Origin of the sequence: Curtobacterium sp. MCBD17_035 (assembly GCF_003234815.2) — a bacterium.
In the GTDB taxonomy this organism is placed as follows: Bacteria; Actinomycetota; Actinomycetes; order Actinomycetales; family Microbacteriaceae; genus Curtobacterium.
In genome coordinates, this window is sequence record NZ_CP126279.1 from 2,009,549 (window position 1) to 2,033,351 (window position 23,803).

Annotated in this window: 22 protein-coding genes; 12 read left to right on the plus strand and 10 right to left on the minus strand. The window is 72.3% G+C overall.

From position 1 onward, the window contains the following. Positions 1-16 precede the first annotated feature (16 nt). A complete protein-coding gene (locus tag DEI93_RS09525; RefSeq protein WP_111120143.1) occupies positions 17-991 on the plus strand; it encodes a hypothetical protein in 975 nt (324 codons plus the stop codon). Positions 992-1,640: 649 nt separating this feature from the next. Here DEI93_RS09525 and DEI93_RS09530 read toward each other — a convergent pair. From DEI93_RS09530 to DEI93_RS09540, 3 genes are read right to left on the minus strand one after another with little or no spacing between them, the layout of a single operon-like run. Beyond that, positions 1,641-1,952, minus strand: coding sequence for a thiamine-binding protein (locus DEI93_RS09530; protein WP_111120144.1), 312 nt, complete (start codon positions 1,950-1,952; stop codon positions 1,641-1,643). Further along, complete coding sequence (locus DEI93_RS09535) at positions 1,952-2,140, minus strand: thiamine-binding protein (RefSeq protein WP_502868529.1); 189 nt, start codon at positions 2,138-2,140, stop codon at positions 1,952-1,954. The genes DEI93_RS09530 and DEI93_RS09535 overlap by 1 nt, the downstream gene beginning before the upstream one ends. Next, positions 2,137-3,429 carry a glycosyltransferase 87 family protein gene (locus DEI93_RS09540; RefSeq protein ID WP_146244445.1) on the minus strand — a complete coding sequence of 431 codons (1,293 nt, stop codon included), beginning with the start codon at positions 3,427-3,429 and terminating at the stop codon, positions 2,137-2,139. The genes DEI93_RS09535 and DEI93_RS09540 overlap by 4 nt, the downstream gene beginning before the upstream one ends. Before the next feature lie 125 nt (positions 3,430-3,554). Here DEI93_RS09540 and DEI93_RS09545 point away from each other — a divergent pair, with 125 nt between their 5' ends. From DEI93_RS09545 to DEI93_RS09555, 3 genes are all read left to right on the plus strand, one after another. Then, positions 3,555-4,244 (plus strand): YceI family protein, encoded by a 690-nt coding sequence (locus DEI93_RS09545; protein ID WP_111025696.1) that lies wholly within the window; start codon positions 3,555-3,557, stop codon positions 4,242-4,244. 49 nt (positions 4,245-4,293) lie between these two features. Beyond that, positions 4,294-4,482, plus strand: coding sequence for a hypothetical protein (locus DEI93_RS09550; RefSeq protein ID WP_111120146.1), 189 nt, complete (start codon positions 4,294-4,296; stop codon positions 4,480-4,482). A gap of 86 nt (positions 4,483-4,568) precedes the next feature. Next, entirely contained in the window at positions 4,569-5,204 is a 636-nt protein-coding gene (locus tag DEI93_RS09555) for a TetR/AcrR family transcriptional regulator (protein WP_111120147.1), read from the plus strand. Positions 5,205-5,217: 13 nt separating this feature from the next. Here the strand turns inward: DEI93_RS09555 and DEI93_RS09560 are convergent, their stop codons facing one another. Then, on the minus strand, positions 5,218-6,048 hold the full coding sequence (locus DEI93_RS09560; protein WP_181435323.1) for an ADP-dependent NAD(P)H-hydrate dehydratase: 831 nt from the start codon (positions 6,046-6,048) through the stop codon (positions 5,218-5,220). Positions 6,049-6,211: 163 nt separating this feature from the next. Between DEI93_RS09560 and DEI93_RS09565 the strand changes: the two genes are divergently transcribed. The 3 genes from DEI93_RS09565 (at position 6,212) to DEI93_RS09575 (ending at position 8,578) form a co-directional block, all read left to right on the plus strand. After that, positions 6,212-7,291, plus strand: coding sequence for an NADH:flavin oxidoreductase/NADH oxidase (locus tag DEI93_RS09565; protein ID WP_258372282.1), 1,080 nt, complete (start codon positions 6,212-6,214; stop codon positions 7,289-7,291). Between the two features lie 50 nt (positions 7,292-7,341). After that, a complete protein-coding gene (locus DEI93_RS09570; protein WP_111120150.1) occupies positions 7,342-8,040 on the plus strand; it encodes a helix-turn-helix transcriptional regulator in 699 nt (232 codons plus the stop codon). Between the two features lie 130 nt (positions 8,041-8,170). After that, on the plus strand, positions 8,171-8,578 hold the full coding sequence (locus tag DEI93_RS09575; protein WP_111009248.1) for a VOC family protein: 408 nt from the start codon (positions 8,171-8,173) through the stop codon (positions 8,576-8,578). Positions 8,579-8,638: 60 nt separating this feature from the next. On the opposite strand, the gene DEI93_RS09580 is transcribed toward DEI93_RS09575, so the two are convergent. From DEI93_RS09580 to guaB1, 3 genes are all read right to left on the minus strand, one after another. Next, positions 8,639-9,676 (minus strand): hemolysin family protein, encoded by a 1,038-nt coding sequence (locus DEI93_RS09580; RefSeq protein ID WP_111009249.1) that lies wholly within the window; start codon positions 9,674-9,676, stop codon positions 8,639-8,641. After that, positions 9,673-11,067 carry a hemolysin family protein gene (locus DEI93_RS09585; RefSeq protein ID WP_111009250.1) on the minus strand — a complete coding sequence of 465 codons (1,395 nt, stop codon included), beginning with the start codon at positions 11,065-11,067 and terminating at the stop codon, positions 9,673-9,675. The genes DEI93_RS09580 and DEI93_RS09585 overlap by 4 nt, the downstream gene beginning before the upstream one ends. 205 nt (positions 11,068-11,272) lie before the next feature. Further along, positions 11,273-12,712 (minus strand): GMP reductase, encoded by a 1,440-nt coding sequence (guaB1, locus tag DEI93_RS09590; protein ID WP_111120151.1) that lies wholly within the window; start codon positions 12,710-12,712, stop codon positions 11,273-11,275. A gap of 220 nt (positions 12,713-12,932) precedes the next feature. Between guaB1 and DEI93_RS09595 the strand changes: the two genes are divergently transcribed. Continuing rightward, positions 12,933-16,712, plus strand: coding sequence for a multifunctional oxoglutarate decarboxylase/oxoglutarate dehydrogenase thiamine pyrophosphate-binding subunit/dihydrolipoyllysine-residue succinyltransferase subunit (locus DEI93_RS09595; protein ID WP_111120152.1), 3,780 nt, complete (start codon positions 12,933-12,935; stop codon positions 16,710-16,712). An 80-nt stretch (positions 16,713-16,792) separates the two neighbouring features. Here DEI93_RS09595 and DEI93_RS09600 read toward each other — a convergent pair whose 3' ends face one another. Both DEI93_RS09600 and DEI93_RS09605 read right to left on the minus strand, forming a co-directional pair. Beyond that, entirely contained in the window at positions 16,793-17,035 is a 243-nt protein-coding gene (locus DEI93_RS09600) for a zf-HC2 domain-containing protein (protein ID WP_111009253.1), read from the minus strand. After that, complete coding sequence (locus DEI93_RS09605; protein WP_284158401.1) at positions 17,032-17,937, minus strand: sigma-70 family RNA polymerase sigma factor; 906 nt, start codon at positions 17,935-17,937, stop codon at positions 17,032-17,034. Before DEI93_RS09605 ends, DEI93_RS09600 begins: the two co-directional genes overlap by 4 nt. A gap of 67 nt (positions 17,938-18,004) precedes the next feature. Between DEI93_RS09605 and aroA the strand changes: the two genes are divergently transcribed. The 3 genes from aroA (at position 18,005) to DEI93_RS09620 (ending at position 21,336) form a co-directional block, all read left to right on the plus strand. Beyond that, positions 18,005-19,351, plus strand: coding sequence for a 3-phosphoshikimate 1-carboxyvinyltransferase (gene aroA, locus DEI93_RS09610; protein ID WP_111120153.1), 1,347 nt, complete (start codon positions 18,005-18,007; stop codon positions 19,349-19,351). Then, positions 19,348-20,418: a ribosome small subunit-dependent GTPase A gene (gene rsgA, locus DEI93_RS09615; RefSeq protein WP_111009254.1), complete on the plus strand. Its 1,071-nt coding sequence runs from the start codon at positions 19,348-19,350 to the stop codon at positions 20,416-20,418. Before aroA ends, rsgA begins: the two co-directional genes overlap by 4 nt. A 135-nt stretch (positions 20,419-20,553) precedes the next feature. After that, positions 20,554-21,336 (plus strand): inositol monophosphatase family protein, encoded by a 783-nt coding sequence (locus DEI93_RS09620; protein WP_111013740.1) that lies wholly within the window; start codon positions 20,554-20,556, stop codon positions 21,334-21,336. A 21-nt stretch (positions 21,337-21,357) separates the two neighbouring features. Here DEI93_RS09620 and DEI93_RS09625 read toward each other — a convergent pair whose 3' ends face one another. After that, entirely contained in the window at positions 21,358-22,851 is a 1,494-nt protein-coding gene (locus DEI93_RS09625; RefSeq protein ID WP_111027165.1) for an MFS transporter, read from the minus strand. A 172-nt stretch (positions 22,852-23,023) separates the two neighbouring features. Between DEI93_RS09625 and DEI93_RS09630 the strand changes: the two genes are divergently transcribed. Beyond that, positions 23,024-23,743: a M50 family metallopeptidase gene (locus DEI93_RS09630; protein ID WP_181436082.1), complete on the plus strand. Its 720-nt coding sequence runs from the start codon at positions 23,024-23,026 to the stop codon at positions 23,741-23,743. The last annotated feature ends 60 nt before the right edge of the window (positions 23,744-23,803 follow it).

Below are 23,803 nucleotides of genomic sequence, written 5' to 3' on the forward strand. Positions count from 1 at the left end.
GCCGAGGCGCACCGCCGTGGAGCTCGCAGCACTTCTCGACGAGCTTCCGGATGGGTCTGAGCTGGACGCAACGACGTCCGCCCTAACCGAGCTTTCCGCGACTCGCATGCGTGAGCGCCACGGCGTCGTGAGCAAGGCGCTTCGAGCTCGTTTCACCGGCTCGCTTCCGGCGGCCCACGAGCTCGGCGTGCGATCCGCGACCACCGTCATCGGGTCGTTGCAGGACGTGCTCGCCGAGATCGCCGCGACGATACGGGAAGTGGTACCCAAGCGTGGCCCGCTGCCCGCGCCGATTCTCGACGCGACCGAATTGCGCTTCTCACCGTCCGTCAGCGAAGGGTCCGTGATCTTCACTCTCCGCCGCCCGGAGCGTACCGAGCTCTGGGACGCGGAGCGAGGCGACGCCGACCTTCTGGAAGAAGCCTTGCGGTCGCTATTCAGGATGTTCGACGAGGTCGAAAAGCCTGCAACGTCAGGGCAAGGGGACGAGCTCGTTCCACGCACGCTCGGCGACCTCGGCCCCCGAACTGCGCGTCACCTAGCTCGATTCGCCCGTGCTCTATCAAGTGACGAACTGAATCTTGACCTCGGGTGGACGCAGCCTGGAGGACGATCCCTTTCGTCTCGTCTGTCGAGCGCTGGCGCCGCCTACCTGGGGAAGCTCGCCAATGAAGCGACCACTCGAAGCCGCCCCGTCACGCTGCATGGCACCGTTCACCGACTTGGTAACGACAACAAGCACCGGTTCGCAGACGACGAACGGGGGCTCCTGTCCATCGCCAGTTCGTCAGACTTGACCGACGAACTGGCGCGGACCTTCCGGCGCGGACGAGTAGCGCTGTCTGCAACCGAGACCGAAAGCATCAATATCGCCACCGGCAAGTCCACGTGGCAGTTCGTGGCCACCGGAGTAGCCCTGATCCCCGACGACGACGACACCGACAACTCCGACGAGCCAGGGCAAGGGCAAGGGCAAGGGCAAGGGCGCTGATCCTGTCGGACGCGGCATGAAAATCCGCCAGACAGACGAACCGCCCCTCTCCAGCCGCCCGGCCCAGGAGGGGCGTTTCGTCGTTTCTGTGAGGCTCTCGCGCGGTGCCTTTACCAGCGCGGCATCCGCGATCCATCGGCGGCCTTACCATCACCGTCCCACCGGGCCGCGCTCTCAATCTCGACTAGCTCCCCCAATCAGACACACTGAACGCGTGATGCTCTTCGGGTCCGCGGAGCGGGGCGGCCGGGCCGCTTCGCTTCTGTCATGCGCCAAGAGCATCCGTGTTGCGGAAGTCGGCGACCTGTGAAGGGATTGGCAACCCCGAAACTCGACCCAGAGGCCAAGCAGGGCTGGCCGCACCGCCCGCAGCTTCACTCTCACGACGACGCCCGCGGGGCGCACCCTCACGACCTACTCGGACGGAAGCATGGTCCTCGACTGGGCGCCAGACCTGCGCTTCGACACCGCAGCCGACCGCTACCTCGCCCCTAGGATCGGAGCATGGACACCGTGACTCTCGTTGTATCGATCGCAGCTCTCGCCGTATCGCTCGTCGCCCTCAGTGCGGCGGTCCGCGGAGCTCGCCGACAGTAACGGCACAGACAAGGCCCCCACTCGCGTACCGCGGGCGGGGGCCTTTCGTCGTCTACGGGGCTTCGTCGATCGCAGCTTCGAGGCGCTCAACCTTCGCGTCGAGCTCACCTGAGTATCCCGGGCGAATGTCGGCCTTCAGCACGAGCGACACCCGGCTTCCGAACGGCGCGACGGCCTCCGTTGCTCGCTTGACGACGTCCATCACCGAGTCCCAGTCGGGACCCTCGATTTCCGTGAACATCGACGTAGTGCGGTTCGGAAGCCCGCTCTCTCGGACGACTCGGACGGCAGCGGCGACGGCGTCGTGAACGGACCCGTCCGCGCTTCCGTCGCCGCTCGGCGACACGCTAAATGCGACCAACATCACGCGACCTCTCTCATGTCCATTTGCGCTACTCTCGTCCCCTCGAGCTCGGTGAACATCGACGAGGTGCGGTTCGGGAGCCCGGACGCCCGCACGACGCGGACGGCGGCGGCGACGGCGTCGTGCACCGAGCCGTCCTCGGCGGCGGCGGGACCGCCGGACGGGGCGACGGAGAACGCGACGATCATGCGTCCATCGTGCCACCGACCCGTCGACCGTCCTCCCGGTCGCCGGCGGTGACGGGACGTCGCATGCGGACGAGCGCGACGACCGCCCACACGAGGATCGCCAACTCGAGCGCGTTCCGCACGGACAGGACCGCGAGGGTCACCGGGTCGAGCGCCAGCAGCCGGTCGTACGGGGCGGGGTACACCAGCTGCGTGGTGAACGCGGTGACGAGGGCGAGCCCCGCCGGCGCCAGGAAGCGCAGGGCGCTCGCCCGACCCGCCAGGAGGCCCCACACCACCGGCACCGCGAACCACCCGATGTACTGCGGGGACCCGACCTTGTTCGTGACGAGCAGCGCGCCGACGAGCGCGGTCGCGAGGACCGGAGCGACCTCGGCTCGTCGTGCACCGCCGGTCACGGCCCACAGCGCGAGGAGCACCACGGCCACGACGACGAGTGCCATGAACGGTGTCGAGAGGGCGGCGGCGGCGGCCGTCCCGGATCCGCGCACCTGGAAGGTCAGGATCGTCTGGTCGTAGTACACGACGGTGCCGGGCACCCCGGCGTGCGCGCGCCACAGGAACGCGGTCGCCAGCGGCGCCTCAATTTGGAGGCCCCGCCCCGTCTGCTGCCCGACGAACGACAGCAGGTGGGCGCCCCCGCCGAGCACGAGGTCGACCAGCACCACGACGAGGGTCGTCGCCCCGGCCGCCATGAGCACCGGCCGACGATCGCGCCGCAGGAGCACGAGCGTCCCGACGAGCACGGCCGGCCACACCTTGATCCAGGCGGCGAGGGTGAACAGGGACGACGCGACGGCCGGACGCGCGGCGAGGACGACCACGCCGGCGAGGGCGAGACACGTCGCCACGGTGTCGATCCGACCGAGGGCGATCGGTCCGAGCGCCACGAGGAACGCCGTCCACCACCATGCGACGCGCACCCCGAGGACGCGGTGCCGCCAGAGCAGCACGAACACCCCGAGGTCCAGCACGGTCATGAGCACGAGCCAGCCGGTGCCGATGGTCGCGACACCCCCCGCCGCGGCGAGCACCATCGGCACGAGGGCGACCACCGGGTAGACCCAGTCGCGGTCGATGCCGACCCAGGTGCCGGATGCGGCGCCCTCGGCGACCCAGTTCCGGTAGGTGTACGTGACGTCGCCGAGCGGCAGGTTCGGGAGCACGCGGTCGAGGTACCAGAGCAGTGCGTGCACGCCGAGGAACGCGACCACGAGCGCGATGTCCGCCGAGCGGGCGACGAGGGCGCGACGCGCGTGCGACGCGACGGCGTCAGGCGGGGCGGTCACCACCGGACGAGCGTAGCGGTGGCCGGTGCGGGTGCCCGCGGCGACGGGCGGCGTTCCTGCGGTCCGTGGCGGGGTCTCCAGGGGCCTCCCAGGGGTGACGCAGCGCGCCGTGCCACGGTTCGGCCATGCGCAAGCGGACGATCTGGATCGGCATCGGCGTCGTCGTGGTGGTGTTCGCGGTCATCGCCGCGGTCGTCGGCCCGGTGGTGTACCGGAACCACGTGGATGCCCAGGCCGAGGCGACCCCGAGCGTCGCCGCGAGCCGGGCACCGTCGACGCTCCACACCGCGGAGATGGACGGCACCTGGCGCGTGGCGAGTGGCTCGACCGCGGGGTACCGCGTGCACGAGGTCCTCAACGGGCAGCCGGTCACGGTCACGGGTCGGACGGGGCAGGTGTCCGGCACCGCCACGGTGGCGGGCACCGCGATCACGGCCGCGACGATCCGGGTCGACGTGGCGAGCATCCACACGGACTCCAGCCAGCGCGACGCGTACTTCCGGGACTCGGCGATGGACGCCGATGCCTTCCCGACCGCCACGTTCACCACGACGGCGTCGATCCCCGGTGCGGTGCCGTCCTCGTCGAGCAGGACGACGACCAGCCGGGTCACCGGGGAACTCACCCTGCACGGCGTGACGCGGACGGTCACGGCGACCATCCAGTCGGGACTCGACGGCGACGGTGCGGACGTGTCCGGCACGATCCCGATCCGGTTCGCCGACTACGGCGTGACCGCCCCGAGTCTCGGGTTCGTCAGGGTCGAGGACACCGGGTCGGTCGAGTTCGAGGTGCACGCGACCCCGGCCTCCTGACCGTCCCTGCCGCACGTCCGCGCACGTGCCTCCGCGTACGGTCCTCGGCATGGGCACCCCGAGCAGCGGAACGATCGACATCCCGGGCCTCGGCCCCGTGGACTGGCGCGGCGAGGACGAGGTGGACGACCGCGGTGGACCGACGAGCCGGGTCGTGCACGAGGCGAAGCGCGCGGACGGCACGAACCTCACCCCTCCCGAGCTGAGCCAGGTCAAGCGGCAACTCGACGCGCGGTAGCCCCGCGCGGGCAGCCTCCGACCCCGCTGCCGTGTCCCCAGGACTGGCGGTCGCGCCGGACACCCGAACTGCGGTCGGATGGTCGAGTGACCGAAACCGCGCTGGACGGGGCTCCGACCGTCGACGACCGCCGCACCCCGATCCTGGAGGCGGCGATCGCGATGTTCCGCGATGTCGCGTTCCACGAAGCGTCGCCCGAGCTGCTCGCGGAGCGCGCGGGGACGACGGTCGCGGAGCTCGAGGAGACGATCGGGCCCTGGGACACCCTCGTGCTCGCCACCATCGAGCACTGGAACGCACAGCGGATGGCACCGATCCTCCCGCTCGCCGAGCGCTACGGCGCCGTGCGGTTCCTCCGCGGCATCGTCGAGGCGAACGTCGAGGACCCGGCGCTCATGCGTCTGCTCACGGCGATGCTCAACATCGCCGCGACGCCCGGGCACCCGCTCGCGCCGCGCCTCCAGGACCGGTGGCTGACGTTCCAGCTCATGGTGCAGCGGCAGCTGTCCCGCGACATCGAGGCCGGACGGGAGCCGGACACCATGGTGCCGGCGTACGGCTCCGAGCAGCTCATCGCGCTCTACGAGGGCCTGCAGCTGCAGTCGATGGTGCGACCGGGCATGGACCTGGTCGAGGCGTTCGACCGCGCGATCACGCGCATGCGCGAGGGGTGGTCCCGTGCCTACATCCCGCCCGTGTGGGAGATCGACCTGCCGCTGTAGCGCTCCGCCACGCTCAGACGGTCCGTCCGGTGGCGAGGTCCGCGACGACACGCGAGACGTGTTCCGCGAGTGACGTCATCGTGAACGGGCCACCGTCCGAGGCACGGACGGCGGCGGTGCCGTGCAGCACGGCCGCCGCCGCGGCCAGATGCGCCAGGTCCGTCGGTGTCAGGGGCCCCCGCGCGGCCCGCGTCGCCACGAGCGCGCCGAGCACGCCGCCGAGCGCGTCCCCGGCGCCCGCCGCCGCGAGCCACGGGGTGGCGCTGTCCGCGGTGAACGACGGCCCGCCGTCGGGTGTGGCGACGTGCGTGATCCGGCCCTTGAGCAGGACGGTCGAGCCGGTCCGGTCGGCGGCGCGACGCGCGGATCCACGCGGATCTGCCTGCACCGCGGCCCGGTCGACGCCGAGGAGCTTCGCCAGCTCGCCCGCGTGGGGCGTCAGGACGGCGGCCGGTCCGAGGTCGACCGCGCCGAGCGCCCCGGCGTCCACGACGACCGGCACGCCGTCGTCCGACGCGTGCGCGAGCCCCTCACGGGTCTCGGCGTCGAGGGCGTCGGCGTTCGTCCCGGAGCCGACGAGCCACGCCTGGACGCGTCCCACACCGGACACGACCTCGGGGCGTCGCGCGAGCACGAAGTCCGTCGCCCGCTCCGGACCGACGTACCGCACCATGCCGACGCCCGTGTGGACGGCCGCGTCGACACCGATCACGGCAGCGCCCGGGTACGCACTCGACCCCGTCGCGATGCCGAGCACGCCGCGACCGTACTTGTCGGTGTCCGGCTCGGGCGGGGTGATCCAGTCGGCGGCGTCCTCGATGCGGAAGGGGCGGAATGCGTTCACGTCCCCCACGTTACGGTTGAGTGGAGGAGTCCGTTCCGCTCGGGCCCACGGAGGACGCCGGGCCGACGGCGCCACGACGCCGTCCCCGTCCCGCGGGCACTCCCCCACACCCTCGCCGCACCGTCCGGCGCGGCGGGCACCCCCGACACGAGGAGACCACCGCGTGACGCACGCCCTGTTCGAACCCATCACCCTCCGCGGACTCGAGGTCCGCAACCGCATCTGGGTCTCCCCGATGTGCCAGTACTCGGTGGAACGACAGGACGGCGTCCCGACGCCGTGGCACCTGGTGCACCTCGGGTCGTTCGCGCGTGGGGGCGCGGGCGCCGTGCTCGCCGAGGCCACGGCCGTCGTGCCGGAGGGACGGATCACCCCGCACGACCTCGGGATCTGGAACGACGAGCAGCGCGACGCGTTCCGTCCGATCGTCGACTTCATCCACAGCCAGGGTGCAGCCGCCGGCATCCAGCTCGCGCACGCCGGCCGGAAGGCGTCGACCCACCGCACCTGGGCCGAACAGCACGGCAGCGTCCCCGCCGACGAGGGCGGATGGACGACCGTCGCGCCGAGTGCGATCGCGTTCGACGGCTACGCCGAGCCGGCCGCGCTCGACAGCGACGGCATCCACGAGGTCGTCCGGGCATTCGCCGCCGCCGCTCGCCGTGCCGTCGACGCGGGCTTCGACCTGCTCGAGGTGCACGCCGCGCACGGGTACCTGCTCCACCAGTTCCTCTCGCCGCTGAGCAACACGCGGACCGACGCCTACGGAGGCTCCCTCGAGAACCGGGCACGCGCGCTCGTCGAGGTGGTCGACGCCGTCCGGGCCGAGGTCGGCGCCGACGTGCCGATCGTCGTGCGGTTCTCGGCCACCGACTGGGTGGACGGCGGATGGACGATCGAGGACACCGAGCAGGTGACACGCTGGGTCGCCGAGCACGGAGCCGACATGGTGGACGTCTCGACGGGTGGCAACGTCCCGCAGGCCACCATCCCCGTCGGTCCCGGCTACCAGGTGCCGTTCGCGGCGGCGATCCGAGCGGCGACCGGCGTGCCCACGGCAGCGGTCGGGATGATCGACGAGCCGCACCAGGCCGAGCAGGTCCTCGTCACCGGGCAGGCGGACGTCGTCATGATCGGTCGGGCACTCCTGCGCGACCCGAACTTCGCCCTCCGGGCCGCGGCGGCGCTCCGCGTCGAGCTGCCGTACGCGCCCAAGCAGTACCACCGCGCGCCGATCGTCTAGTCCGGCCGAGCGGGCCCGCTCCGGGGCCCGCTCCGGACTATCGTGAGCCCGTGAACCGGACCGACCGCCTGTACGCGATCGTCGAGGAACTCCGTGCCGTCGCACCGCGCCCGCGGAGCGCCGCGTGGCTCGCCGACCGGTTCTCCGTCAGCCGACGCACGATCGAACGCGATGTCAGCGCGCTGCAACAGTCGGGTGCCGCGGTGTGGGCCGAGCCTGGTCGGACGGGTGGGTACTGCATCGACCGCGCGCGGACGCTCCCGCCGGTCAACTTCGGTCCGGACGAGGCGGTCGCGGTCGCGGTCGCCCTGCAGGCCCTCGCCGGCAGCCCGTTCCGCGACGCAGGAGCCGTGGCACTGCGCAAGGTCCTCGCGGCCATGCGGTCCGACGACGCGGACGCCGCGCGGGACCTGGCCGACCGGGTGCACTTCCTCGGCGCGGTCCCGCTCGACGCCGCCGCCCCGCCCGCGCTCGGGCACGCGGTCTCGGCGCGGCGCGTCCTCCGGCTCCGCTACACGGACCGTGCGGGGCGCGCGACACTCCGGGACGTCGAGCCCGTGGGGTGGATCGGCGCCGCCGTCGGGTGGTACCTCCTCGGCTGGTGCCGCCTCCGCGACGACCTCCGCGCGTTCCGCGTCGACCGGATCGACGGCCTCACGGTGACGGCCGAGACCGCGCCGCGCCGGACCGTGCGCCCCGAGGAGATCGCGGTGCCGGACGGGGACCTCCGGACACTGACACTCGTCTGACGCGGATCGGCCATCGGCACCGGAAACACCGACACAGGGCTGTCGCTCGCGCCCGCGATCCTGGTCGTCGCCGCACTCCGCGGCCGTCACCGTGCCGCACCAGCGGCGCCACCGAACCGGGAGCCCCACCGTGAACCTCGTCTCCGTCCGCCTCATCACCGACGACGTCGACCGCCTCGTCGCCTTCCACGAGCGCGTGACCGGTGTCACCGCCGTCCGCCCCGCACCGGACTTCGCCGAACTCCGGACCGCCGGCGGGACCCTCGCGATCGGCAGCACCCGCACGATGGTCGCCGTGCTCGGCGGCCGGTCGGACCGGAGCACGGGCCGGACGCCGATCGTCGAGTTCCTCGTCGACGACGTCGACGCGCTCGCGGCCGAACTCGACGACGGCACGGTCGAGGTGGTCGCACCGCCGACGACGATGCCGTGGGGCAACCGGTCGCTGCTCCTCCGGGATCCCGACGGCACGCTCGTGAACTGCTTCACGCCGGTCACCCCCGCCGCGATCACGAAGTTCGAGGGCGTCCCGCGCTGAGTTCCCGCGTGCCGGCACGAGCCGACCGCGCGCGCCGCCGTCCGGGAGGCGCGACCCGGCTCAGCGACGCCGGGTCGCGTCCTCGACCTCGCCGACGAGTTCCTCGAGGATGTCCTCGAGGAACAGCACGCCCGTCGTCCGACCGTCGGCGTCGAACGCGCGCGCCAGGTGGACACCCGCCGCCCGCATCGTCGCGAGTGCGTCCTCGAGGTCCATGTCGCGGTACAGCGAGATGAGCTGGCGGATGCGCTTCGGCGGCACCGGGTCGTCGAACTCGTCCTCGCGCAGGTCGATGACGTCCTTGACGTGCACGTAGCCCGTCGGGTCGCCGTCGTCGCCGACGAGCACGTACCGGGAGAACCCACGGGTCGCGACCGCCCGTTCAACGTCGCCCGGCGTGGCGTCGTCCGGGAGCGTGACGAGGTCGGGCATCGGCACCGCGACGTCCCGCACCTTCTTCGCCGTGAACTCGAACGCGGCGGCGAGCGTGCCGGCGGCGTCGACGAGCGTGCCCTCGCGGCGGGACTGCTCCACCATCGTCTGGACCTCGTCGACCGTGAACGCGCTGACGGCCTCGTCCTTCGGCTCGACCCGGAACACGCGGAGGAACCCGTTCGCCAGTGCGTTCAGGACCACGGTGATCCCGCGGACGCCGTGCCCGAGGTACCAGAGCGTCGGGACGAGCACGAGCGCGGCCCGGTCCGGCATCGAGAACGAGATGTTCTTCGGCACCATCTCGCCGAACACGACGTGCAGGAACGACACGATCACGAGCGTGATGACGAACGCGATGGTGCCGGTCACCTCGACGTCCCACCCCGTGAGGTGCAGCGGCCCCTCGAGCAGGTGGTGGATCGAGGGTTCCGAGACGTTGAGGATGAGCAGCGAGCACACGGTGATGCCGAGCTGCGTCGTCGCGAGCATGCGGGTGGCGTGCTCCATCGCCCAGAGCGTGCGCTGCGCGGCCCGCGAGCCCTGCTCCGCGCGCGGTTCGATCTGGGACCGTCGCGCCGAGATGACGGCGAACTCCGCAGCCACGAAGAACGCGTTGCCGAGCAGCAGCACGACGAGCCAGAGGATGCCGAGCCAGTCGCTCATCGCGGGACCCCCAGTCGGACCCCGACCTCGTCGGGCACCTCGGGCGCGATGCTCGACGACCCCGGCACCGCCGGTTCACCCTCGTCGACCGCCGTCGGCGTGGGCGTGAACCGGATGCGGTCGATCCGGCGGCCGTCGAGGCGCTCCACACGGAGCATCCCGCCGTCGACGGGGACCGTGTCGCCGACCACCGGGAGGCGCCCGAGTCGGCTCATCACGAAGCCACCGATGGTCTCGTACGGGCCGTCGTCGGGGACACGGACGCCCGCACGGTCCTGCAGCTCGTCCGGGCGCAGCAGGCCCGGGAACGTCAGCCAGCCCCGTGACCGCACCACGTCGACCCGCGTCCGGTCGTGCTCGTCGGAGACCTCACCGACGAGCTCCTCGACGAGGTCCTCGAGCGTGACGACCCCGGCGGTGCCGCCGTACTCGTCGACGACGATCACCATCTGGTACCCGCGACCGCGGACGGCGGTGAGCAGGGAGTCGAGGTGCATCGTCTCGGGGACGCGCTCGGCCTCGGTCCGGAGCGCACCGACCGGCACCTCCGCCCGTTTGTCGCGCGGTACGGCGACGGCTGCCTTGACGTGCACGATGCCGACGACGTCGTCCGCGTCCTCGTCGATCACCGGGAACCGGCTGAACCCGGTGCGGCGGGCGAGGGCGATGACGTCGGCGGCGGACTCGGCCACCCCGATCGTCGACACCCGCGGGCGCGGCGTCATGACGTCGCTCGCGGTGTGCTCCGAGAACGCGATCGTGCGGGTGAGCAGCGTCGCGGTGTCCTGCTCGAGGCTGCCCTCCATCGCCGATCGGCGGAGGAGGCTCGTGAGCTCCTCGGCGCTCCGGGCACCGGACAGTTCCTCTTGCGGCTCGATCCCGATCGTGCGGAGCACGGCGTTCGCAGTGCCGTTGAGCAACGCGACCGCGGGTCGGAACACCGTCGTGAACACGATCTGCACGGGCACGACGAGTCGGGCGGTACCGAGCGGCAGGGCGAGCGCGAAGTTCTTCGGCACGAGCTCTCCGAGCACCATCGACAGCAGGGTCGCGATGACGAGCGCCACGACGGACCCGACGGGCTCGACGACCTCGTCCGGCAGACCGAGCGCCGTGGACGGGCCCTCGATGAGGTGCGCGATGGAGGGTTCGAGGAGGTACCCGCTGAGGAGCGTGGTGAGCGTGATGCCGAGCTGGGCGCTCGACAGGTGGGTCGCCGTCACCTTGAGCGCCTGGATGACGGGCGTCAGCCCCGCTGCGCCGCGCTCACGCCGGGCCTCGAGGTCGGCGCGGTCGAGGTTGACGAGCGCGAACTCGCTCGCGACGAACACGCCCGTCCCGAGGGTGAGGAGGACGCCGCCCACGAGCATGAGGAGGTCGACGACGGTCATACCGAGGGCCTCCTGAGCAGGAGGAGCTGGCGGCGCGGGCGGGCATGTCGGGCCGCGTTCGGATGTCGGCCCGGCGACGTGCGATCAGGAGGGTCGTCCACAGTGTGGTCAACAGTAGCGCCCGGGGGGCCGCCCTGGCCGGGAATCCCCCCAGCGCGGAACCGATGCGGTCGGCGCGGTGCCGCTCAGCGGGACACGGTCCGGTTCACCAGGACACCGGGACCGGCTTGCCCTCCTCGTACCCCGCGGCGGACTGGATGCCGACGAGCGCACGGTCCGCGAACGCGGGGAGATCACGTGCGCCGGCGTACGTCGCCGAGCTCCGCACTCCGGCCGTGATCATGTCGAGCAGGTCCTCGACGCTCGAACGCTCCGGGTCGAGGTAGATGGTCGAGGACGAGATCCCCTCGGCGAACAGGGCCTTGCGCGCGCGCTCGTACGGGTCGAGCCGCTCGAACCGCTCGCGAACGGCCTTCGCGGACGCCATCCCCCAGCTCTCCTTGTACCGTCGCCCCTGCGCGTCGACCTTGAGGACGCCCGGCGCCTCGACCGTGCCGGCGAACCACGACCCGATCATGACGCTCGCGGCGCCGGCCGCCAGGGCGAGGGCGACGTCGCGCGGGTACCGGACACCGCCGTCCGCCCAGACGTGGGCGCCGAGCGCCCGCGCCGCCGCCGCGGTCTCGAGCACCGCCGAGAACTGCGGTCGCCCGACCGCGGTCATCATGCGGGTCGTGCACATGGCCCCGGGGCCGACACCGACCTTGATGATCGAGGCGCCCGCGTCGACGAGGTGCGTCACCGCGTCGGCGGTCACGACGTTGCCCGCGACGAGCGGGACGCCGAGTCCGAGGTCGGCCACGGTGCGCAGCGCACGGAGCATGCCCTCCTGGTGCCCGTGCGCGGTGTCGAGGACGAGCACGTCGACGCCCGCGGCGACGAGCGCGGACGCCTTGCGTGCCACGTCGCCGTTGATGCCGACCGCGGCGGCGACCCGGAGCCTCCCGTCCGCGTCGACCGCGGGCCGGTAGATGCCGGAACGGATCGCACTCGTGGGACTCGTGGTGCCCACGACGCGACCGTGCCGGAGGACGGGCGCGAAGTCGACCTCGGCGGCGGCGAGCAGGTCGAACACGGCCCGCGGTGAGTCGACGTCGTCGGCGTCGATCGCGGTCACCGCGCCGTGCAGGAGGTCCCCGACCGTCGCGTCCTCGCCGGCGGTCGCGAGCCGGACCGCGGGGACGCAGCCGAGGTACTCCCCGCCGGCGTCCTGCACGACGACGCCGTGCCCGGGGACCGGCGCGAGCTGCGTCAGCGCCTCGGCGACGGTCGTGTCGGGCGTCATCGTGACCGGGGTGTCGTGATCGACCGGCTGGGCCTTGACCCAGCGGATGGCGGCGTCCAGGTCCTGCGGGTGCATGTCCTGCGGCAGGACCCCGAGGCCGCCGCGCCGCGCCAACGTGGCCGCGAGCCGCGGACCCGTGACCGAGTTCATGTTGGCGCTGACGACCGGGATGGTCGCGCCGGTGCCGTCGGGCGGCGTGAGGTCGACGTCGAACCGGCTCGACACTCCGGAGCGGCTCGGCACGAGGAACACGTCCGAGTACGTCAGGTCGTGGGTCGGTCGCGTCTCGTAGAACCTCATGCGCTCACCGTAATACGGCCCTCCTCGGGGGCGACCGTGCCGCAGCGGGGTGACGGCCACCGGGGCGGACGGGTCCGTCCCGACACCCTGGGCGCTCCCGCCGAGGCGGCCCGCAGGCGGGTTAGGCTTGACGGGCGCGGGCGATGCTGCCCGCACGGTGCACGGGTCGTGTGTGTGCGACCGGCACCAGCATCAATCGACGGAGAGTGGGCGATCGGCTGTGTCGAGCCATCTGACGGGGACATCGGACGAGACCGCAGGCGAATTCGGCGCGAACGAGTGGCTGGTGGACGAGCTCTACGAGCAGTTCCTGGTCGACAGGGACGCCGTGGACCGGTCCTGGTGGCCGGTCCTCGAGAGCTACCACCGGACGCAGGTGAGCGACCCGGGCGCGTCCGACGACCGCCCGGGAGGCCCGTCCCCGGCTGCCGGGTCCGCTCCCGACCCGGCGGGTCCCGTCGAGCCGGCCGCGCCGGTCGCGCAGCCCGCGCGCGCCGCGGACGGCGGTGCCCCGCGCACCTCGTCGACCCAGATGCCGGCACGGACCACGTCGAAGCAGCCGACCCCGGCCCCGATCCCGGCCGACCCGAGCGACGAGCGGGACGACCACGAGGAGACCCACGAGGACGTCCGAACGCCGCTGCGGGGCATGGCGAAGACCCTCGCCGCGAACATGGAGGCCTCGCTCCAGGTACCGACCGCGACGAGCGTGCGGACGATCCCCGCGAAGCTCATGATCGACAACCGCATCGCCATCAACAACCACCTGCGGCGGACGCGCGGCGGCAAGGTGTCCTTCACGCACCTCATCGGCTGGGCGCTCGTCAAGGCGGTCCAGGAGTTCCCGAGCCAGAACGTCTACCACGACGAGCAGGACGGCAAGCCCGTCGTCGTGACCCCGGCGCACGTCGGCCTCGGCATCGCCATCGACGTCCCGAAGTCCGACGGCACCCGTGCGCTGCTCGTCCCGAGCATCAAGCGGGCCGAGACCCTGACGTTCTCGCAGTTCATCGCAGCGTACGAGGACCTCGTCAAGCGCGCGCGGGCGAACAAGCTCACGGCCGAGGACTTCGCCGGCACGACGATCTCGCTGACGAACCCGGGCGGCATCGGCACGGTGCACTCCGTGCCGCGGCTCATGAAGGGGCAGGGGTCGATCATCGGTGCCGGTGCCCTCGAGTACCCGGCGCAGTTCCAGGGCTCCGCGCCGAAGACCCTGGTCGAGCTCGGGGTCGGCAAGACGATCACGCTGACGAGCACCTACGACCACCGCGTCATCCAGGGCGCCGGGTCCGGGGAGTTCCTCAAGACGGTCCACGAGCTGCTCATCGGCGAGCGCGGCTTCTACGAGGGCATCTTCGCGGCGCTCCGGATCCCGTACAAGCCGATCCGCTGGGCGAACGACATCAACGTCGACCTGTCGTCGCGCGTCAACAAGACCGCACGCGTGCAGGAGCTCATCAACAGCTTCCGGGTGCGCGGACACCTCATGGCGGACATCGACCCGCTCGAGTACCAGCAGCGGACCCACCCGGACCTCGAGATCGAGAACCACGGGCTGACGTTCTGGGACCTCGACCGCGAGTTCGTCACGGGTGGCCTCGCCGGCACCACGAGCGCGCCGCTCCGGGACATCCTCGGGATCCTCCGCGACTCGTACTGCCGCACGATCGGCGTGGAGTACATGCACATCCAGGACCCGGCCCAGCGCCGGTGGATGCAGGACCACGTCGAGGTGCCGTACGCCAAGCCGGGCAAGGACGAGCAGCTGCGGATCCTCGGCAAGCTCAACGAGGCCGAGGCGTTCGAGACGTTCCTGCAGACGAAGTACGTCGGCCAGAAGCGGTTCAGCCTCGAGGGCAGCGAGTCGATGATCGCGTTCCTCGACACGCTCATCCAGGAGTCCGCGCGCGAGGGTCTCGACGAGGTCGCGATCGGCATGGCGCACCGTGGTCGGCTCAACGTGCTCACGAACATCGCGGGCAAGACCTACGGGCAGATCTTCCGCGAGTTCGAGGGGACGCAGCTGCCCGGCGCCGTCGCGGGCCAGGGCTCCGGCGACGTCAAGTACCACGTCGGGACGGAGGGCGTGTTCCGCTCGGCCGAGGGCACCGCGATCCCGGTGACCATCGCCGCGAACCCGTCGCACCTCGAGGCCGTCGACGGCGTGCTCGAGGGCATCGTCCGCGGCAAGCAGGACCGGACCCCGATCGGCACCTTCGGCGTCCTGCCGGTGCTCGTCCACGGCGACGCGGCGATGGCCGGACAGGGCGTGGTCGTCGAGACCCTGCAGCTGTCGCAGTTGCGGGGCTACCGCACGGGCGGCACCGTCCACGTCGTGGTGAACAACCAGGTCGGGTTCACGACGTCGCCGAGCGCGTCGCGGTCGTCGGTGTACTCGACCGACGTCGCCAAGACGATCCAGGCGCCGGTCTTCCACGTGAACGGGGACGACCCGGAGGCCGTCGCACGCGTCGCCGAGATCGCGTTCGCGTACCGGCAGCAGTTCCACCGCGACGTCGTCATCGACCTCGTCTCGTACCGCCGCCGCGGCCACAACGAGGGCGACGACCCGTCGATGACGCAGCCGCTCATGTACAACCTCATCGAGGCGAAGCGCTCGGTCCGCACGCTCTACACCGACGCCCTCGTCGGTCGCGGCGACATCACGCAGGACGAGTACGACCAGGCGCACCGGGACTTCCAGGACCGCCTCGAGCGTGCGTTCGCCGAGACCCACGAGGCACAGACGGGGTCGATCCCGGTCGTCCCCGCGGACGGCGGCGCGGTGCAGGGGCTCGAACGGCCCTCCGCGCAGCGCGACGACTCGGAGCACGAGGTGCACGAGACGGCGGTGAGCGCGGACGTCCTCCGACTCGTCGGCGACGCGCACGACAACCCCCCGGCGGGGTTCACGGTCCACCCGAAGCTCCAGCAGCTGCTCACCAAGCGGGTCGAGATGTCGCGCAGCGGCGGCATCGACTGGGCGTTCGCGGAGCTCGCCGCGATCGGGTCCCTCCTCGTCGAGGGCAAGCCGGTCCGGCTCACCGGCCAGGACACCCGGCGTGGCACCTTCGTGCAGCGCCAGGCGGTGTTCCACGACCGCGTCAACGGCCAGGAGTGGCTCCCCCTCGCGAACCTCACCGAGGACCAGGGCCGGCTGTACATCTACGACTCGCCGCTCAGTGAGTACGCGGCCATGGCGTTCGAGTACGGCTACTCCGTGGAGCGGCCCGAGGCCCTCGTCATGTGGGAGGCCCAGTTCGGCGACTTCGCCAACGGGGCGCAGACGGTGATCGACGAGTTCATCTCGTCGGCCGAGCAGAAGTGGGGCCAGCGGTCCGGGCTCGTGCTGCTCCTCCCCCACGGCTACGAGGGCCAGGGGCCGGACCACTCCTCGGCTCGGATCGAGCGCTACCTGCAGCTCTGCGCCGAGGACAACATGGTCGTGGCGAGGCCGTCGACCCCGGCGTCGTACTTCCACCTGCTCCGTCGGCAGGCCCACGCGCGTCCGCAGAGGCCGCTCGTGGTGTTCACGCCGAAGGCGATGCTCCGCATGCGGCAGGCGACGAGCGCGGTCGAGGAGTTCACGACCGGCGGCTTCCGCGAGGTGATCGACGACCAGCGGATCGCCGACCGCCAGGCCGTGCGGCGGGTCGTGCTCCACTCGGGCAAGATCCACCACGACCTCGCTGCCGAGGTCGCCAAGCGCGGAGTCGAGGACATCGCACTCGTCCGACTCGAGCAGCTCGCGCCGCTCCCGCTCGACCAGATCCTCGCGACCCTCCGCTCCTACCCGCAGGCGGACCTCGTCTGGGCGCAGGAGGAGCCGGAGAACCAGGGCGCCTGGCCGTTCGTCTGCATGGCGCTGTCGCGCCACCTCGACGGCCTTCCGCTCTCGGTGTCCTCACGTCCCGCCAGCGCGGCTCCGGCGACGGGGTCGTCGAAGCGCTCCGCGAGCGAGGCGGCCGAGGTCATCGACCGCGCGCTCACCATCTGATCGCGCGTCGGCCCCGACCGGCTGGGAGGCCCGCCCACCGCCGCCGACGAGGCGGACGGCGGGCGGGCCTCCCGGTCGGGTCAGTGGGTCGCCTGCGCCTCGCGCAGCGCGGCGATGACCTGGGTCCGCAGGTCCTCCGGGGCGGTCTCCTTGCAGGCGCGCTGCACGGCCGTCATGAGCACCACGCCGACGCGGTGCTCGCTCGAGCAGTCCTCGCAGCCGGCCATGTGCTCGCGGATGTCCGCGAGGTCGTCGCGCTCGAGCTCGTCGTGCAGGAACTCCTCGAGCTCCGCCTTGGCCTTCGAGCAGTCGCAGCCGCTCATCGTCCGTTCCTCCCCGTGCTCCGGCCCGTCGTGGCGGGCGTCTTCGTGGTGCGGGTCCGCGGTCGCATCGTCTCCGTCGACGCTGCGTCGGGCACCACACCGGTCTCTCGTGCGTGGTCGGCCAGGAGCCCGCGGAGCAGGCGCCGGCCGCGGTGGAGCCGGCTCATGACCGTGCCCACCGGGGTCTTCATGATGTCGGCGATCTCCTGGTACGAGAACCCCTCGACGTCGGCGAAGTAGACCGCCATCCGGAAGTCCTCGGGGATCGCCTGCAGGGCGTCCTTGACCGCGGACGACGGCAGGTGGTCGATCGCGTCGGCCTCGGCCGACCGCGACGAGATGCTCTGCGTGACGCTCTCCGCCCCGCCGAGCTGCCAGTCCTCGAGCTCGTCGATGGTGCCCTGGTAGGGGTTCCGCTGGTTCTTCCGGTAGCTGTTGATGAACGTGTTCGTCAGGATCCGGTACAGCCAGGCCTTGAGGTTCGTGCCCTGCCGGAACGACCGGAACGCCGCGAACGCCTTGACGAAGGTCTCCTGCACGAGGTCCGACGCGTCGGCCGGGTTCCGTGTCATCCGCATCGCCGCGCCGTACAGCTGGTCCATGAACGGCAACGCCTGCTCCTCGAACAGCCGGCGGAGCTCCTGCGCGTCGGGGGTCGTGACCGCGTCCGCACCGTCCGTCTCGGCGAGCGCGAGGGACTCCTCCTCGACGGCGTCGAGCTGCTCCTCCGTCTCGTCGACCGGGGGTCGTCCGAGCGGACCGTCGGGGTTCGTCGCGTCGTCCTGGCTCGTCATCGCCCGCCATCGTAGTCGGCGGTCGTCGTCGAGGTCCCCGATCAGCGACGTCGACGCGGACGGGAACGTCCGCACCCGTGGACGCTCCGTTGTCAGCGCGGTGGCCATGGTCCTCCTGTCCGGCACGCACCTCGCCAGGCAGGCGGGGCACGCGCATCGCTATCCTGGGGAACCGATGCAGGCTCCCGTTGATTCCCGCTCTGTCCCCGCCGGTGACGACTGGCCGGCGCCCGTGGCGCGCGGTCCCCTCCACGGCGACGTCGCCCTGCCCGGGTCGAAGTCCCTGACGAACCGCGAGCTCGTGCTCGCGGCCCTCGCCGACGGTCCGTCCACGATCCGGCTCCCCCTGCACTCGCGGGACTCGGCGCTCATGGTCGACGCCCTCCGCGCGCTCGGTGTCCGGATCGACCCGGCGGGTGGGGCCGGCCCGTACGGCCCGGACCTCCGCGTGACCCCCGCGCCGCTGCATGGCGACGTCCGGGTCGACTGCGGGCTCGCCGGCACCGTGATGCGGTTCCTCCCGCCCCTGGCCGCGCTCGCCGACGGTCCAGTGGTGTTCGACGGTGACGAGGCCGCGCGCCGGCGCCCCATGGACACCACCATCGCGTCGCTCGTCGCGCTCGGTGTGGACGTCACCGACGACGGCGGGGGCAGCCTGCCGTTCGCGTTCACCGGGACGGGCCGTGTGCGCGGTGGCGAGCTGACGATCGACGCGAGCCGTTCGAGCCAGTTCGTGTCGGGCCTCCTGCTGTCGGCGCCCCGGTTCGACGAGGGCCTGCTGCTCCGGCACCGCGGGGAACGGCTGCCGAGCATGCCGCACATCGCGATGACCGTCGCGGCGCTCCGCGACCGTGGGGTCGTCGTCGACGAACCCGACACGGGCGTCTGGCACGTGCACCCGGGTCCGATCGCCGCCCGCGACGTCACGATCGAGCCGGACCTGTCGAACGCGGCACCGTTCGCGGTGGCCGCGCTCGTCGCCGGAGGGACCGTCCGCATCCGGACCTGGCCGACCGCCACCACCCAGGTGGGCGCGGACCTCGAGACCCTCCTGCCGCACTGGGGCGCGACCGTCACGCGCGACGGCGCGGACCTCGTCGTCGACGGCGGCGTCGGTGTCCGTGGCGGGGCGTCGCTGCCCGGCGTCGACCTCGACCTGTCGCGCGGCGGCGAGCTCGCGCCCGCGCTCGTCGCGCTCGCGGCCCTCGCCGAGGGCCCGTCGACGGTCACCGGCATCGGGCACCTGCGCGGACACGAGACCGATCGGCTCGCCGCACTCGCCGCCGACGTCGTCGGTCTCGGAGGCGCGGTGACGGAACTCGACGACGGCCTCCGGATCGAGCCCCGTCCGCTGCACGGGGGCGCGTGGGGCGCGTACGAGGACCACCGGATGGCGACCGCGGGCGCGATCATCGGTCTGGTCGTCGACGGCGTCGCGGTCGACGACATCGGGTCCACCGCGAAGACCCTGCCGCAGTTCCCGGAGCTGTGGGACACGCTCGTGGCGACGTCGGGCGCATGAGCTGGTTCGACGGCGGGGACGACGACGACCTCGACGAACCGTACGGGCAGTACGACGAGTCCGCGGTGCGGGTGCGGCCGAACCCGAAGGGCAGTCGTCCGCGCACCAAGCAGCGCCCCACCCACGAGGACGCCACGCCCGGCTGGGTGACGAACGTCGACCGCGGACGGTTCGGCGTGCTCGTCGGGGGCGGTCCGCTCGACGCCGAGTCCGGCCAGGCCCGGGTGATCACCGCCACGAAGGCGCGCGAGCTCGGCAAGAAGGCCGTCGTGACCGGTGACCACGTGTCGCTCGTCGGCGACGTGAGCGGCGACGAGGGCTCCCTCGCCCGCATCGTGAAGGTCGCGGACCGCTCGACGTTCCTCCGCCGCAGCGCGGACGACACGGACGACGTCGAACGCGTCATCGTCGCGAACGCGGACCAGATGCTCATCGTCATCGCCGCGGCGGACCCCGAGCCCCGGCCCCGGCTCGTCGACCGGTACCTCGTGGCCGCCTTCGACGCCGGGCTCGACCCGGTGCTCTGCATCACGAAGACCGACCTCGCCGACCCGGAGCCGTTCCTCGCGCACTTCGCGTGCCTCGACCTGCGCGTCGTCACGAGCGCCGCGGGTGACGTGCCGTTCGACGCGTTCGCGGCCGTGCTCCGTGACCAGGTGACGGTGACGGTCGGACACTCGGGCGTCGGCAAGTCCACGCTCGTGAACGCCCTGACCGGGGCCTCCCGGGCGACCGGCGTCGTGAACGCGGTCACCGGACGCGGGCGCCACACGTCGTCGTCCTCGATCGCGCTGCCGGTGCACGGCGGCGGCTGGATCATCGACACCCCCGGCGTGCGGTCGTTCGGCCTCGGGCACGTGCAGCCCGAGAACGTGTTCCGCGCGTTCGCCGCGCACGCGGTGCCGGTCCGCGAGCCCGCCGACGGCATACCGCTCGACCAGGCGCACGACTGGGAGATCGTCGACCGGGTCCAGGACGGCGAGCTCGGCCCCACGGGCATCGAGCGGCTCGACTCGTTCCGCGCGCTGCTCACGGGCATGGGCGAGCTGGACCCGGGCGCGGACTGACCTGCCCCTCTCCCTTCCTTTCGCCGCCATCGCAGTCGTTGCCGCTCCGACCGGTCTGCGAGCGGCAACGGGCGCGATCTCGCGGGGAAGGACGGCCGGGCCAGCCGCACCGTCGGTGCTCGGTAGGCTCGGCGCGTGGACCTCGCCGCCGACCTCGCGTTCGCCCGTTCCCTGGCCGACACGGCGGACGCGATCAGCCTCGCCCGCTTCCGGGCGGCCGACCTGCACGTCGACGTCAAGGCCGACCGCACGCACGTGACCGACGCCGACCAGGCGGTCGAGGCGGCCCTCCGCGAGCGGATCGCGGCCGAGCGCCCCGACGACACGTTCCTCGGCGAGGAGTCGACCGCCGCCGCTGGGACCACCGCGAGGAGTTCCGGACACCGGCAGTGGGTGATCGACCCGATCGACGGCACGGCGAACTACCTGCGCGGCGTGCCCGTGTGGGCGACGCTCATCGCCCTGGCCGTCGACGGCGTCCCCCGGGTCGGCGTCGTGTCCGCCCCCGCGATGGGCAAGCGGTGGTGGGGGGCGACGGGACTCGGGGCTTCCTCGTCGGAGGGTCCCCTGCGGGTGTCGGGAGTGGCGGAGCTGGCGGACGCCTCGGTGAGCTACCAGAGCCTCCAGGACTGGGACGAGGCCGGGCGGCTCGACGGCCTCCTGCGGTTGTCCCGGTCCGTCTGGCGGACCCGTGCCTACGGCGAGGCCTGGGCCTACATGATGGTCGCCGAGGGCACCCTCGACGTCGCGGGCGAGGGCGACCTGAAGCCGTGGGACATGGCGGCGATCGTCCCCGTGGTCGAGGAGGCGGGCGGGCGGTTCACGTCGCTCGACGGCGAGCCCGGCCCGTGGCACGGCACCGCCCTCGCGACGAACGGGCTCCTGCACGACGCGGTCGTGCGCACCATCCGCGGGTAGGCGCGACGACCCGGCGACGTCTCAGGCCTCCTGCGGCACGGGCGTCTCCTCGCCGCGCTTCTTCCGCGACACGAGGTCGACGATCGCGAGCGCGAGCACGAGCACGACGAGTCCGACGGTGAACGCCGTGCCTGCGCGGAACGCGTCGTGGTACGCCGTGAGGTCCCCCGCCTTCCGGTCCTCGCTCCGCACGATCCCGTAGAAGACGCTCGTGGCGACGGCCGTGCCGATCGCGGTGCCCACGCGCTGGCCGAGCTGCTGCATCGACCCCGCGACACCGGAGTGCTCGACGGGGACCTGCGCGAGCGTCAGAGTCTGGTTCGGCGACACGACGAGGCCACCGCCCGCGCCACCGATGAGGAACGCACCCGCCATCGCCCATGGCGTGACCGACGCGGGGGTCGTGGTCGCGGCGACGAGCAGCGCCACGAACCCGACGACCACCGCGCAGAGCCCCCAGACGACGAGCGCCCTGCCGATGCGGTTGACGAGGCGACCGCCGAACCACGCGCCCGCGGCGGCCGTGGCGGCGAACGGGATGCTCACCATGCCGGCGAACAGCGGCTCGAGGTGCAGGCCCTCCTGCAGGTACAGGGTCACCATGAGGAACGTCGCCGGCAGCGCCGCGAAGTACACCGCGGCGATGAGCAGGCCGTTCCGGTAGGACGACAGCCGGAACAGGTCGAAGTGCACGACCGGGGACCGTCCCGTGTGCGCGTAGTGCCGCTCCCACCAGACGAACAGGGCCCCGGACACCGCGGTGCCGACGAGTGCGAGCCACCGCAGGGGCGAGTCGCCCGTGCCCGAGGTGAGCACGAACGGCAGCATGAGCGTGACGACCGCGACGCCGAGCAGGACGATCCCGACGAGGTCGAGCTCGCGGTCGCGTGACGGGTCCTGGCGCTTCCGGGGCAGCAGGCGGACCGCGAAGTACAGGGCCGCGAGGCCGTACGGGACGTTGAGCCAGAAGATGTAGCGCCATCCGGTCTGTTCGCCGCCGAGGGCGATGAGCGCGCCGCCGATCGTCGGACCGAGCGCGGTGGAGATGCCCACCATCGCCCCGAAGATGCCGAACGCGCGCCCGCGCTCCTCCCCACGGAACAGCTGCTGCACCAGGCCGATCACCTGGGGCATCTGCGTCCCCGCGGCGAAGCCCTGCAGGATCCGCGTGACGACGAGCACCTGGATGGACGGCGCGATCGCGCACAACAGGCTGGCGGTCGTGAACGCGATCAGGCCGACCACGAACATGAGCCGGCGGCTCCGGAGGTCACCGAGGCGCCCGGCCGGGACGAGCGCCAGGCCGAACGCCAGTGCGTAGCCGGCGACGATGAGCTGCAGCTCCGAGTTCGACGCGCCGAGCGACCGCTGGATCGACGGCAGCGCGACGTTCACCGTCGACAGGTCGATGATCGTGATCCCGGCGACCGCGATGCACACCGCGAACGCGTGCCACCGCTGCCGGTCGCGCTCGGTGTCCTGGTCGCCGGCGTCGGATCGGGAGGTCGTCGTCACCCGTCTCGTCTACTCCCCGTCGACGCCGTGGTCGCCGAGCGGACGTCCCCCATGCCGGCGCGCGTCTGCCACCGCGGCTCCACCAGGAGCGCCGATCGGCGGCGGCCGGGGGTCGCCCCCCCCCCCCCGCGTTCCCAGGCTCGACATCGGCCGGGTGCGCGAAGATCCCCGGGTGCCGTCCTCCGCGCTCCTGGTCGCCCTGCTCGTCGGGGCGGCGCTGCCCTTCGTGCCCGCCGTCGGACGCGTCGCCCGGATCGCCACGACCATCGTGCACGAGGTCGGCCACTGCGTCGTCGTCGTGCCGTTCGGCGGCCGCATCCGCCGGATCGACCTCCACGCGGACGGCTCGGGAGAGGCATGGGTCGACCTCGGTCGCGTCCCCCGCGCCGCGCGGTGGGCGGTCCGGCTCGGCAACCTCTACGCCGGGTACTCGGCACCGCTCTGGGCCGGGGCCCTGCTCGTGATCGGGTCCGTGCACGCCGACCGCGTGCTCACGACTGCCGTCCTCGGCGTCGCCGCCGTGGTCGCCGTCCTGTTCGTCCGGAACGCCTTCGGCGTCCTGGTCGTCGTCGGGTTCGCGGCCGTCGCCGTCTGGGTCGCGGTGCGTCCCTCGGAGTGGACCGTGCTCGTCGTCACTGCGATCGGCGCGCTGTTCGTCGTCGACGGTGTGCGGTCGGTCGTGCGGGTGGCCGGCTGGATCGCCACCGGCGCTCCGGTCCGGACGGACTTCCACATCGTCGCGAGCGAGTACCGGCTCCCCGCAGCGGTCTGGTACGTCCTGTTCGTGCTCGTGGAACTCGGCGTCGTCTGGCTGGCGCGTGCCCCGCTCGGCGCGGTCGTCGACACGGTCGCGGTCGGTCTGCGGACGCTCGTCGTGGGGGTGGTGCCGTAACCGGACGACGCCGGTCGTGCCTCCCGGCTCCGGCAGTGGGAGGATCGCCCGATGGGCGCA